The following is a 13,933-nucleotide window of genomic DNA, read 5'->3' on the forward strand; positions in this document are numbered from 1 at the left end:
CATCCATGGCCAGTGCGCGAATGGCATTGGCGCGATCAAAACGTGAAGTCATGGTTTTCTCCCGGTGGTTTAAGCAATGACACGTGCCATTTCCAGACACTTGTTGGAATAACCCCACTCGTTGTCATACCAGGCGATCACCTTGACAAAATTATTGTCCAGCGCAATACCGGCTCTGGAATCAAAAACACTGGTGCAGACCTCACCTCTGAAGTCTGTGGAAACGACTTCATCTTCGCAGTAACCCAGAACCCCTTTTAACTCCTGCTCACTGGCTTGTTTCATCAGGCGGCAAATTTCCTGATAATCGGTGTCTCTTGCCAGCTCCACAGTCAGATCAACCACGGACACATTGGAGGTTGGCACCCGAAAAGCCATACCAGTCAGTTTGCCGTCCAGCTCCGGAATCACTTTACCAACCGCCTTGGCTGCACCCGTAGCAGAAGGAATGATATTTTCCAGAATGCCACGACCACCCCGCCAGTCTTTTACTGAAGGCCCATCCACGGTTTTCTGGGTGGCGGTTGCTGCATGTACAGTGGTCATCAGACCCCGTTTGATGCCAAAGTGGCGGTGCAGCACACTGGCTACGGGAGCCAAGCAGTTGGTGGTGCAGGAAGCATTGGAGATAATGGCTTGCCCGTTGTAGCTCTGGTGGTTAACCCCATAAACAAACATGGGAGTGGCATCCTGACTGGGTGCAGAAAGAATCACTTTGCGGGCACCCGCCTGCAGGTGGGCAGAAGCGGTTTGCTCGGTCAGGAACAGCCCGGTGGATTCAATCACCACATCCACACCCAGATCACCCCAGGCCAGGTCAGCAGGATTTTTGATGGCAGTCAGTCGGATCTTCTGACCATTAACAATCAGGATGTCACCTTCAACGGTGATATCACCTGCAAAACGACCATGTACACTGTCATAACGCAGCATATAGGCCAGATAATCAGGATCCAGCAGGTCATTAATACCAACCACCTGGATGTCTTCCTGAAAGCGGGTTACTGCAGCACGGAATACCATGCGACCGATACGGCCAAAACCGTTAATACCTACTTTAATCATAGGGATGTTTCCTTATATTGTTTTTATTAGGTTAAACTGTTTATAAATTCTATTGAATATTATCTATTGGCCTACCACAGTGCTTGCCGCCTTTTCTCCATCATACGTCGGATATAGGGTGTAAAGATCAGTTGCATGGACAGCTGCATCTTGCCGCCAGGCACCACCAGAATATTGGCACGTGACATAAATGATCCGTTGATCATATTAAGCAGATACTGGAAGTCGATCCCCTTGGGTTTGGCAAAACGTATCACCACCATACTTTCATCCGCGGAGGGAATTTCTCGGGAAATAAAAGGGTTGCTGGTATCCACCATGGGCACCCGCTGAAAGTTAACATGGGTGTTGGAAAACTGGGGGCAGATATGATTCACATAATCCGGCATACGCCTCAGAATGGTATCGGTAACAGCTTCGGTTGAGTAACCACGAGCACTCTTGTCCCGCAGGATTTTCTGTGTCCACTCCAGATTGATGACCGGAACCACACCTATCAGCAAATCCGGATACTGGGCAATATTAAATTGTTGATTCTTAACCGCTCCGTGCAGGCCTTCATAAAAAAGCAGTTCGGTATTGTCTGGCAGTGGCTCCCAGGGCGTAAAAGTGCCCGGCTTCAGGTTATAGGGTTCAGCTTCTTCTTCATTGTGCAAATAACAACGACGCTGACCCTGACCGGTTTCACTGAAGGATTGGAAAAGTTTTTCCAGGTCTCCCAGAAGGTTGGTATCCATACCAAAGTGGCTAAAGTTGTGGTTACCCGCCGCCTCCTGTTCTTGTTGTTTTATTTTCATTTCCTCCCGGTCATAACGGTGGAAACTATCACCTTCGATGGTTGCAGCCCGAACACCATCACGACGAAAAATATTTTCAAAAGTGTCCTTCACTGAGCTGGTGCCGGCTCCTGATGATCCAGTGATGGCAATAATGGGATACTTGGCAGACATAGTTGCACCTCGGTTTTTGTTGTTGTTATTCCCGGAAAAGCCCTTTGTTGCCAAAGAGTGGGCTGGCATCTGTTTCCTCGTTCAAATCTTCCTGGTGATAGGCCTCTATACGTTCAACTTCATTTTTTGAACCCAGAATCACCCCAATACGCTGATGCAGATTGTCTGGCTGGATTTCGAGCAGGGGTGCTCGACCGGTACTGATACGCCCACCGGCTTGTTCGATCAGAAAACCGATCGGGCAAGCTTCATACAGCAATCGCAACTTGCCAGCCTTGCTGGGGTCTTTGTTGTCTCTGGGGTACATAAACACCCCGCCACGCATCAGGATACGGTGGGCTTCTGCCACCATACTGGCAATCCAGCGCATATTAAAATTCTTGCCACGTGGCCCAGTTTCCCCTTCCAGGCACTCAGCAATATAACGCTTGATCGGTGGCTCCCAGAAGCGACTGTTTGACGCATTGATGGCAAACTCCTGAGTGTCCGGGTTAATGGTGATCTTTTCATGCGTCAGCATAAACTCACCTAATACCCGGTCGAGAGTAAAACCCACCACTCCCTGACCAACACTGAGTACCAGCATGGTGGTTGGTCCATAAAGGGCATAACCGGCAGCTACTTGTTCGTTGCCGGGCTGAAAAAAGTCCTCATCACAGACCTGATCTTTCGCCGGATTTTTCTGCCGAAGAATGGAGAAGATACTGCCAATGGATACATTAACATCAATATTGGAGGAGCCATCCAGGGGATCAAAAACCAGTAGATACTTGCCCTTGGGGTAGTGTTTCGGAATCTGGTAAGGTGCTTCCATTTCTTCACTGGCCATTCCGGCCAGGTTGCCACCCCATTCATTCATCTGAATAAAGTAGTCGTTGGAAAGTACATCCAGCTTTTTCTGGGTTTCGCCCTGAATATTAATACTTTCGCCATCACCTTCCTGATAATTGCCATGCAGGTTCGCTAGTTCACCCTGAGCCACTGCAGCGGAAATGGCCTTGCAGGCCAGAGCCACATCAAGGATTAAGGCATTAAACTGTCCATCGGCATCTGGGTAACGACGCCTTTCTTCAATAAGGTATTGCGTCAAAGTTGTTTTTTTTAGTATTTGCATAGCCTTGATCCTTTTTCTGAAAGTCTTGTTGCCAGTCCTGTAAACAGGCCAAAGGACGGGTAAGGTTGTGGATCCTCATGTAAGCGCCAGAACAATGCTGATGCCGAGTAAAACGAGTGGGTGTAATAACCACCTCCAGGCCTGCATCCTGAGCAGCCAAAAAACCGTTACGACTGTCTTCAATAACCAGACAGTTGCTGGCTGGAAGTCCAAGACGTTCCAGTGCCTGGAGGTACGCCTGGGGATGGGGTTTTTTTAATTCAGCCGTTGAGGCATCTTCAATAACAACAAAGTAGTCCTGCCAATAAGTACCAAAATGTTTCTGCAAAAGCGCAGCAATATTGTCGGGTGTGGTGGTGGTAGCAATGGCCAACTGAATATTTTGCTGATGGGCATTAATGATCAATTCCTTAATACCAGGGCGCAAAGGAATACCTGGATTACTCGCCAGCTGAGTATAAAAAGCCGTTTTTAATTGATGCAGGGTGGTTATTCGATGCTTGATCGCATCCAAAGTCTGGCGTTCATAATCATCTTCGTGATAGGTGCACCAGTAATGCAGTAACCGCTCTTTACCGCCGGTGATCTGCAACAGATCTGTGTAGGTTTCTTCATCCCAGTACCAATTTATATTGAGATGAGCAAAAGCCTTATTAAAAGCCTGTAGATGATAGCTTTCGGTGTCAGCCAGGGTGCCATCCACATCAAAAATTATCGCTTTAAGCATCTTGGGTTTCCTGTTAATTCATTTTTTATTTTTTCTCAGGCATACCTTGAGCCTAAAACAGGAGAGATATAAAAAACAATTAATAAAATATCGAATAACCATCATTTTTTTCTTATATTTATAAGGACAGACTGTAAGACTATCGAGAGGAGGCTTTAACTGGACTTGGTCAGAGAAAGGAAAATCGACGGCAACTGTACGGGCAGACATTCCACCTTTTTAATCAAGGAATAATGATGCCCAAAGATGGCTTGCATGCAGTCCTCACCCAGGGCATCCAGATGAATGGCATGACTATTAATGCCGCAGGATTTTAGCTCCTGGATGGCTTTGGCGGCATCAGCAATCAGGTAGTGATCATCCTGAATATCAATGTCCGAAGGCTGCCCATCACTCAAAACCAGCAGTATTTTCCTGTCGGCGGTCTGTCTGTTCAGATACTGGCCTGCATGACGCAGTGCGGCACCCATACGTGTTGAATAAGAAGCTTCGAGGTTACCCAGCCGACCTTTCACAGTCGCCCCCCAAGGCTCGCTGAAACCTTTGATATGGTGGTAGCGCACCTGATGACGGGTATTGGAGTTAAACCCGGCAATTGCCATGGAGTCACCCAGTTGACTCACAGCAAAACACAACAGAGCCACCGCCTCTTCACTAAGCTCCAGCAAACTGGTAGCAGAACCCGGCAGCCGATCATTCAGGGAGTGAGAAAGATCCAGCAACAACAAAACTGCAAGGCTGCGTCCTTCATTTTGGGTATTCAGATAAATACGGTCTTTGGCCAGATTGCCGTTTTTTATGTCCAACCAAGTGCGCACCAGAGCATCAGTATCCAGTTCATTACCCTTTTCCTGGTGCCGAATGCGCTGCGGGTTCTGGGGTTTCAGACGGTTTATCAACTGGGTAATGCGCTTGATCAAGCCTGCATTGCGTTCCAGGTAGCCTTCCACCTTGCTCGGTGAACCTGTTGGCACCAGGGCTTCGTAAAGACTCACTTCATCTGGGCGGTAATCTTGCAACTGATAATCCCACTCCGGGTAAAGGCGTGCAGGCAAACCATCCAGTGATTTTTTGGATGTTCTGGGGTCACTGAAACTTTCTTCTTCATCACCTTCTTCGATAAAAACCCATAGGTGCCGATTATCATCACGCCAGGGAATCCGGGTGTCGGCAAAAGCAACCTCTGCCTGCTGATCCTGACCACTGCGGGTCTGAGTGACAAAGTTGAGTGCCAGATCCACAAAAGCGTCCTGATTCAGGGGATCGTTCACAAACACTTCACAAAAACGCTCAACAAAGTGCTGCATCAGTGCAATGGAAGTCTGGCTGCCAGGCACCAGTAACAAGTGAGACAAAAAACTTAATCTTTGCAGAACGCGTGAAGCCTTGGGGTTCGCTAGGGTTTCTTCCTTCACTTGCGGGTGCAGGCGTGCAATCAGTCCGGTCAGCCCCGGATACTTTTTTAACAGCAGCAAATCCATGCGGATATCTTCAAAACTTTCAATGGTTGTGCGTTGTAGCGGACTCAGATTATCGGCAAACCTAGGCTGGCTATATTTTTGATGAGCCAGCAAATGCGCCAGCATCAGGCGATACAAATCCAGACCATCCGCGGTGGAAGTACTCTCAACAAAATCCGGCAGGCGAATGCCATCCACATCCATATAAGCTTGCTGCGGGGTGGCTTCCTCATCCGGTCGCAATGTCGGGTAAGCCACCAGAATTGCTTCACTGTCCCAGAGAGCTTTTAAATAACTGGTCAGGCTTTTTTCGTGATCATGAAAAAGCACTCCACTTCGCAGACGCTGCAAAAACAGACGGCTTTCCGGGCTTTGCAAAGAAAAGTAGGCCTTCTGGGTAGATGGATCTTTGCCACTCAAATGAATGCCTGAATTAAACCAGGATTCCAGTTTTTCCAACGGAATCCTGCTCAGCACAAAACCCAATCGAGGAATCACCGCCAGCAGACACTCACTAGAACCCAGCGGCTGACCACCATGAATACTGGGTGTCGTGCGTTCAGCCAGTTGCAGACAGGATTGCACCACTTGCTGCAACTGCTGACTGTTAAGCTGGATAGCCATTAACTCTGGCAACTGCCTGAAAAAAATCGGCAGGGCTTTCCAGTTAGGGGTTTTCCACAGCGGCTCCAGCAGAGTTTTTAAAGTCTCAAGACCTGATTGCTGAAAATGCGGGTAAACACTCGGCCAAACTTGCAGGAACACCAGCAGCATCTCACTGCCGCGCCCGGTTTTACCCAGAAAACCGGCCAATTGAAGATAATCTTGGCGAGCCGCTACAGGTATTTTGGCAACAGCCTGCTGCCAACACTCAGGAAACGCTTGTTCCACATCTTTAAAGTGGCAGTTCAGGGCTTGCCAGGCTTCCTGGTGAGTGGAATTTTCACCGGCAGGCAACATCAGGCATTCCTTGCCGGTGGCAACAGGGCCCGGACAGCATGCTCCAGGGTGCCACGAATTTCCGGGTCATCTGTTACTGGGGCAATCATGGCCAGTTGGCAGGATTGTTCAAAATTAATGCCCTGCTGAATTAAATGTGCCGCATTCACCAGCAAGCGGGTGGAAATACCTTCACTCAGGCCCTGCCCTTTTAAGCGTCGTCCGGCATGAGCCACTGCCACCAGTAATTCACACTGAGTCAGGGGCAAGCTGGTTTCCTGATGAACAATCTGAGCTTCTTTGGCCGCTTGTGGGTAATCAAATTCAAAGGCCACAAACCGCTGGCGGGTGGAAGGTTTTAATTCCTTGATCAGGCTTTGATAACCCGGATTATAAGAAATAACCAATTGAAAATCCGGGTGAGCTGTCACCAGTTCATTAATTTTATCCAGCAGAATCCGGCGGCGATAATCAGTTAAAGAGTGGATCACTACCGTAGTGTCTTGACGAGCTTCCACAATTTCATCCAGATAACAGATACCACCGTGACGAGCAGCCAAGGTCAGAGGGCCATCAATCCATTGAGTACCCTGTTCATTAAGAAGAAAGCGTCCCAGCAGATCGCTGGCGGCCATGTCTTCATTACAGGCCACCGAGATCAGGGGCTTGCCCAACGTCCAGGCCATGTATTCAACAAAACGGGTTTTGCCGCAGCCAGTGGGTCCCTTGAGCATCACCGGCATTTTTTGCTGGTAGGCCGCCTGATATTGCGCCACCTCATCAGCCAGAGGTTCATAAAAAGGCTGCTGATGTATAAAAAAGGCATCAAGTGGCTTGGGCATCTTGAGAGTCCACAACTGGTCATGAGCGGGTCACTGCAACCTGCAGCCAGTTATGACCGGCTGCAGAACACAGTGCTGTTTAACGATGACTGGTAATTTTATTGCGCCAGCCGGGGAAAATCTGATCGGCATCATGCGGAAAGGATTCAAAAGCGCGGGCAAACTCTTTGTGCTCTTTCGCCCATTCAATGGGGTCTGCCCCTGCTTTCCAGCACTCATAAGCTTGGCGTAATGACAAGGCACCCGCAGCAGGACTATCAATGTGGCCGTAAGCACCCCCACCTGCTGTGTTGATGACGTTACCATGACCTAGATTTTCAAAGAAGCCTGGCAGACGCAAGGCATTCATGCCGCCGGAAATAATCGGAGTGGTTGCCTTCATACCCTTCCAGTCCTGAAAGTATACCGGACCTTGGAAGGAGTCACGTTCGATGATATAAGCAATATCCTTATCATCCTTGCTGCCTTCCATCTTGCCGTAACCCATGGTGCCCACATGAATACCGGAAGCCCCTTGCAGGCGCGACATTTTAGCCAGCACATAAGCTGAGTAACCGCGTTTAGATGAAGGTGAAGTCACAGCACCATGACCCGCACGGTGGTAATGCAAAAACTGATTGGGGAAATAACGTCGGGCCGTGGTCACCATACCCGGACCACCAACATAACCATCCACCAGGAAAGCAACTTTGTTGGCATGCTCACCAAAGGCTTCAAGAATAAATTCACCACGGGCAATCATTTCATCATGCCAGTCAGCGGTGATATTAGCTGAGAAAATTTTGGCCTGGCCAGTTTCATCCATAGCCCGCTTCATGGCATCCACCACCAGAGGTATGGTTTTTTTCATCGGTGCAAAAACCTGGTTGCCCTGGGGTTCATCATTCTTGATAAAGTCACCACCCAGCCAGAACTGATAAGCTGCCTTAGCAAAAGGCTCAGGGCGCAGACCCAGTTTGGGTTTGATGATAGTACCGGCAATATAACCACCATCTTTTTCCGGGCGACCCAGAATTTTCCACATGTCCTCGATATTAACCTGAGGGCCATCAAACAAATCGAGCATGCCCGGAGGCACATAAAAATCAATCATCTTGGCATGTTCAATATCACCCATACCTTGGTTATTACCAATCGCCAGAGTAAGGAAAGAAACCAGCATGGTTTTGCCATCCAGAATATTGCGATCAAATAATTCAATTGGATAGGCAATACGCATGTCTTCTGTGGTTTCATCAATATGATAAACAAGGGCATCCACGCCACGGGTAAAGTCATCAGTGGTGCAAATTTCAACATTGGTGCCGGTGGAGGATTCCGCTGCAAAATGGGCTGCTGCTTCCAGATAACCATAACCTGATTTTGGCTTCATTTTATAAGCGGCCAGAATATGCTTGCCTTCTTTAAGCAGTGTGTCTTCATCCAGATCGAGACGGGCATAACGTTGTGATTGATCCATGAGTAACCCCTTGCTTTGTTGTTGTGATACTGACCATTCTAGCCAGCCAACATATAATGTAAATTAATAAATATTTTATAAATGATAAGATTAAATTTATGCTTTCAGTTTTTAAGTACCTGGCTGTCAAGCATCCAGCAAGGGTAACAACTGATCAATGGAACTTTTGGCATCTCCATACAGCATACGGGTATTTTCCTTGTAAAACAGTGGATTTTCTATACCGGAATAACCCGTACCCTGCCCCCGTTTGGAAACCACCACCAGTTTGGCTTTCCAGACTTCCAGTACTGGCATCCCGGCAATTGGGCTGTTTGGATCTTCCTGAGCAGCCGGATGGATACCAAAACGCACCTCTTTACCTGCTGCTTTTAACTTTTGAACCAGTTGTGAAACCGAAGCCTGAGCCACAGCCATACCATAACCCGGAACCAGTATGACACTCTGGGCTTCTTTCAGTGCTGTAGCTACACCTGCTGCATCAACCGCCACCTGCTCACCTTCCATCACCTAGGCAGAACCACTGGAACCACCAAAACCACCGAGAATGACATTGATGAATTTGCGGTTCATGGCTTTGCATATCATATAACTGAGAATAGCACCTGAAGAACCCACCAATGCACCTGTAACTATCAGCAAATCATTGGAGAGAGTAAAACCTATGGCGGCAGCAGCCCAGCCAGAATAGCTGTTGAGCATGGACACCACTACGGGCATATCCGCCCCACCGATCCCCATTATCAGGTGATAACCAATAAAAAAAGCCAGCAGTGCAATCAACAACAGCGCCCAGATCCCGGAACCGCTCAGGTAGGCAATTGCCAAGACCAGTGAGGCCACCAGAGCAGCAGCATTAAGCAGATGCCCACCCGGTAATTGTGCAGGCTGACCCTTGACCTTTCCGGCCAGCTTGCCAAAAGCAATGATGGAACCTGTGAAGGTGACAGCACCAATAAAGACTCCCAGTACCACCTCGATCTGCAGGAATATCAACTCATCCGGTGCTTTGGTCGCCACCAAGGCTGCAAAAGCAGAAAAACCTTCCAAACTTTCGCCCGCCGCCCGAGCGGCCATCACCCGAGCACGCTCCATTTCTGCATTTAAGCCGACAAAAACAGCAGCCAGACCCACAAAACTATGCAGCGCCGCCACCAGTTGTGGCATTTCGGTCATATCCACCCGGCGTGCCAGCTGAAAACCAATCACCGAGCCCAGAGCCACCATGGGTAATATTAACCAATAATGACCAATACCCGGCCCTGCAGCGGTGAAAAAGACCGCCAGGAACATACCAAAAATGCCATACCAAACCGCTCTTTTGGCTTTTTCCTGATTGCTCAAACCGCCCAGAGAAAGAATAAAAAGCACACAGGCAGAAATAACCGCTGAGGCAACAAAACCCTGACCTAGCATAATTCAGCTCCCCTTAAGATTTCTGAAACATGGCAAGCATGCGACGAGTGACCATAAAACCACCCACTATATTGATGGTGGCCATAAAAATGGACAGGGCAGCCAGCAGAACCACCAGCCAGTTACCCGAACCAATTTGTAGGATGGCACCCAAAACAATGATGCCGGAAATGGCATTGGTCACCGCCATCAGCGGAGTGTGCAGGGAATGATTAACACTCCAGATCACTTGGAAACCCACAAAACAAGCCAGGGCAAAAACAATGAGGTGCTGCATAAAGCTGGTTGGAGCCACCTGACCCAGCAACAGCATCAGGGCACCTCCAAACACCAGCAGCCGCAGGTGAAGTTTCAGTTTTGAAAACAAATCCGCCTGCTCCTGAGCTTTTTTATCCCTGGCCAGTTCTTCACGGCTTTTGTTTTTGGCTTTAGGCGCTGCAGCTATAGCCTGAATCTTCAGAGGTGGCGGTGGAAAGGTGACTTCACCCTGGTGTACCACGGTGGCGCTGCGAATGACGTCATCATCCATGTGATGGCGCAAAAGACCATTTTTTTCAGGGGTCAGATCAGCCAGCAGGTGATAGACATTATTGGCATAAAGAGTGGAGCTTTGCCGTGCCATACGGCTGGGAAAGTCGGTATAACCCAGGATGCTGACTTCATTGCGGGTCACCACTGTTTGTTCGGCCAGTGTCAGTTCACAGTTCCCTCCCCTTTCAGCAGCCAGATCAACAATCACCGAGCCGGGTGGCATGGCTTCAACCATATCTTTTAACCAGAGCTGCGGTGCATCACGACCGGGAATCAGAGCGGTACAAATCAGAATATCGGTTTTTGGGGCTTCTTCTCGAAAACAGGCCAGTTGTTTGGCACGAAACTCTGGGCTGGAAGGTGCGGCGTAACCACCGGTCTCTGAGCTGTCCTGGCTTTCTTCAAAGTCCAGCAGCAGAAATTGAGCACCCATACTTTCCACCTGCTCGGCAGCTTCTGGCCGTACATCAAAAGCCTTAACCTGAGCACCCAGAGCGGCGGCGGCACCTATCGCAGCCAGACCACCCACACCGGCACCAATCACCAGCACTCGGGCAGGCGGAATTTTGCCCGCTGCAGTGACCTGGCCGGTAAAAAAGCGACCAAATTGAGCACCGGCTTCAATAACGGCTCGATACCCGGAAATATTGGCCATGGAAGACAGGGCATCCATCTTCTGGGCACGAGAAATACGGGGAATCTGATCCATGGCAATCAGGGTGATACCCTGACCCTTGAGCTGCTCCATCAACTGCTTTTTTTCTGCAGGCCAGAAAAAGCAGATTAGGGTTTGTCCCTGCTTGAGGCTTTTCAGTTCTGCTTCATCCGGGGTACGCACAGCCAGCAGCACATCAGCCTGAGGAATCAGCAGATCGCGATAGGGAACCAGTCTGACACCAGCCTGCTTGTAGTCATCATCCTTAAAACCAGCGGCCTTACCAGCAGGCAGTCATGCCCTAGCTTTTGCAGAGCCAGAGCTGATTCGGGGGTCATAGCCACCCGAGCTTCACCGGGCCAGGTTTCTTTGAGCGCCGCAACTTTCATAGACTCACCTCTTCTAAACACTTGTTTTTATAAGAAGAGTCTAGCGAGCGAAGCTATTATGTATACTCACACTTTTTGATGAACTGATCAGTTTTTTATTATGTGTCAGTGTTTTTGGTTGAGGATCAGCGCCGCTTCTTCCAGCAAAAACTGTTTAAAAACTTGCAGCGCTGGTGAGAGGATTTTGCTTTTCAGGTGAGCCAGTTGCCACTGACTGATGTATTCAGGGCCTTCGACCTGCAGAGTTTTCAGGTACCCATGGCGCAGTTCTGTACTGATGGTACTTTGGGATAAAAAAGAAATGCCCATATTGGCCATCACAGCATGTTTGATGACTTCATTACTGGGAAACTCCAGATGCGCCTTAAATTCCACCTGATGACGAGTAAAGAGCTGTTCAACTGCATCCCGGGTTCCTGAGCCTTGCTCACGAATAATAAAGGGTTGTTCAGCCAGCTGCTGATAACTGACGGTCTTCTGACCAACCAGAGGGTGATCAGGGTGGGCCACAAAACTCTGATGATTTTTGGCAAAGGCTACTTTTTCACAATCCAGATGAGCTGGCACTCGACCGGAAATCACCAGGTCAACCTCAGCTCTTTCCAGTTGTTTAAAAACGGCCTCCTTGTTGTCGATAAACAAATTGACCTTGATATCAGGATACTTGCGGTTAAAAGCAGCCAGTATTTCCGGGGTGAAATATTTGGCCGTACTAACAATGGCCAGATTAATCTGCCCACGTTTGGAACCGGCATGCTCGGACATGACTGCTTCCAGATTTTTCAGGCTGGCCATCACCTTCTGGCAGTGGTGATTAAAATCCTCACCCGCCGGAGTGAGGCGAATATTGCGCCCTTGAGGCTCAAACAAGGCAATACCAAAAGTCTCTTCCAGTTGTTTGATCTGCATGGAAATAGCAGGCTGGGTTACATGCAAAACCTCGGCAGCCTGAGAAATGGATTGTAACCGTGCCACTTGCAGGAAGGTTTTTAACTGCTTTAAGGAATAGTGATAATTCATCTTATTATTATTTTCCAAGGGAATAAAAAAAGCCTGCCTTGATTATAATCAGGGCAGGCTTTTTAACCAGTGGCACCCTGTCACAGGGTGCCTAAGGCTGCTTGCTTAACGATCTGCCGGGAAGTAGGGGAACTTCACGTTAGAAATATCCTGCAGGATACGCACCACCTGACAGCTGTAACCGAACTCATTGTCGTACCAGACATAAAGCACTACCTGTTTGCCGTTGGCAATGGTGGCCTTGCCATCCACAATACCGGCGTGACGGTTACCCACAAAGTCAGAAGAAACTACTTCCGGAGAGTCGATAAAATCGATCTGTTTCTGCATTGGAGAGTAGAGTGCTGACCAGCTGAGGTACTTGTTCAATGCTTCAACATCGGTGCTTTTTTCCAGCGTCAGGTTAAGAATGGCCATGGAGACGTTGGGAGTAGGTACACGAATAGCATTACCAGTCAGTTTACCTGCCAGCTCCGGCAACGCCTTGGCAACAGCCTTGGCTGCACCGGTTTCGGTTAATACCATGTTCAGTGGCGCAGAACGACCACGACGATCTCCCTTGTGGAAGTTGTCGATCAGGTTCTGGTCATTGGTGTAAGCATGAACCGTTTCAACGTGACCGCTGACCACACCAAACTGGTCATTCATCGCCTTCAGAACCGGTACTATGGCGTTGGTGGTACAGGAGGCTGCAGAGATGATTTTGTCTTCTTCGGTCAGATCACCGTGGTTGATGCCATAAACGATGTTCTTGATGTCACCTTTACCGGGTGCAGTCAGCAATACCCGCGATGTGCCTTTACAAGCCAGATGCTGAGCCAGACCCTTGTCATCACGCCAGATACCGGTGTTATCCACCACCAGTGCATTGCTGATGCCGTAAGTGGTGTAGTCCACTTCTTCCGGGGAGTTGGCATAGATAAACTGGATGTAGTTGCCGTTAACAATTAAGGCCTTGTTTTCTGTATCCACGGTGATGGTGCCGTTAAAAGGACCATGTACCGAATCACGACGCAGCAGGCTGGCACGTTTTTCCAGATCACCGTTTTTACCACCACGCACTACCACCGCACGCAGACGCAACAGACTGCCACCACCGGCCTTTTCAACCAGAATACGGGCGACCAAGCGACCAATACGGCCAAAACCATACAGCACCACATCCTGCGGATCACCACCCAGGTCAGCATCTTTATGCTTACCCAGCACGGAACCCATTACTGCCTGCAGGAAGGCCTCCATATCACCGCCACCCTGCTTGCGGAACTGTGCCGCCAGCTTGCCGATATCCACATGCGCTGGGCCGGGCTTAAGCTTCAGCAGGGTTTCCAGCAGCAGATGGGTGTCACGCACATCCAGCTCTTCA

At 49.1% G+C, this 13,933-nt stretch carries 9 protein-coding genes and 2 pseudogenes; all 11 read right to left on the minus strand.

Annotated features, from left to right (window positions below; all coding sequences use genetic code 11):
* Positions 1-69 precede the first annotated feature (69 nt).
* Positions 70-1,065 (minus strand): type I glyceraldehyde-3-phosphate dehydrogenase, encoded by a 996-nt coding sequence (gene gap, locus IBX50_RS11230; RefSeq protein WP_292255902.1) that lies wholly within the window; start codon positions 1,063-1,065, stop codon positions 70-72.
* A 71-nt stretch (positions 1,066-1,136) separates the two neighbouring features.
* A complete protein-coding gene (locus IBX50_RS11235) occupies positions 1,137-2,015 on the minus strand; it encodes a phosphoribulokinase (RefSeq protein ID WP_292255903.1) in 879 nt (292 codons plus the stop codon).
* A 25-nt stretch (positions 2,016-2,040) separates the two neighbouring features.
* Positions 2,041-3,129 carry a class 1 fructose-bisphosphatase gene (locus IBX50_RS11240; protein WP_292255905.1) on the minus strand — a complete coding sequence of 363 codons (1,089 nt, stop codon included), beginning with the start codon at positions 3,127-3,129 and terminating at the stop codon, positions 2,041-2,043.
* Entirely contained in the window at positions 3,086-3,856 is a 771-nt protein-coding gene (locus tag IBX50_RS11245; RefSeq protein WP_292255907.1) for an HAD-IA family hydrolase, read from the minus strand. Before IBX50_RS11245 ends, IBX50_RS11240 begins: the two co-directional genes overlap by 44 nt.
* A gap of 155 nt (positions 3,857-4,011) precedes the next feature.
* Positions 4,012-6,276, minus strand: a complete 2,265-nt coding sequence (locus tag IBX50_RS11250; protein WP_292255909.1) for a VWA domain-containing protein — start codon at positions 6,274-6,276, stop codon at positions 4,012-4,014.
* Entirely contained in the window at positions 6,276-7,097 is an 822-nt protein-coding gene (locus IBX50_RS11255) for a CbbQ/NirQ/NorQ/GpvN family protein (RefSeq protein WP_292255911.1), read from the minus strand. Before IBX50_RS11255 ends, IBX50_RS11250 begins: the two co-directional genes overlap by 1 nt.
* A gap of 79 nt (positions 7,098-7,176) precedes the next feature.
* On the minus strand, positions 7,177-8,556 hold the full coding sequence (locus IBX50_RS11260; RefSeq protein WP_292255913.1) for a ribulose-bisphosphate carboxylase: 1,380 nt from the start codon (positions 8,554-8,556) through the stop codon (positions 7,177-7,179).
* 126 nt (positions 8,557-8,682) lie between these two features.
* Positions 8,683-9,972, minus strand: a pseudogene (locus tag IBX50_RS11265) (NAD(P)(+) transhydrogenase (Re/Si-specific) subunit beta).
* Positions 9,973-9,985: 13 nt separating this feature from the next.
* Positions 9,986-11,547: pseudogene (locus IBX50_RS11270) on the minus strand (Re/Si-specific NAD(P)(+) transhydrogenase subunit alpha).
* Positions 11,548-11,652: 105 nt separating this feature from the next.
* A complete protein-coding gene (locus tag IBX50_RS11275) occupies positions 11,653-12,567 on the minus strand; it encodes a LysR family transcriptional regulator (RefSeq protein ID WP_292255915.1) in 915 nt (304 codons plus the stop codon).
* Between the two features lie 105 nt (positions 12,568-12,672).
* The coding region (locus IBX50_RS11280) for a glyceraldehyde-3-phosphate dehydrogenase (protein ID WP_292255917.1) at positions 12,673-13,933 on the minus strand (1,261 nt) is incomplete at its 5' end.

The sequence above is a fragment of the Marinospirillum sp. genome, assembly GCF_014859565.1.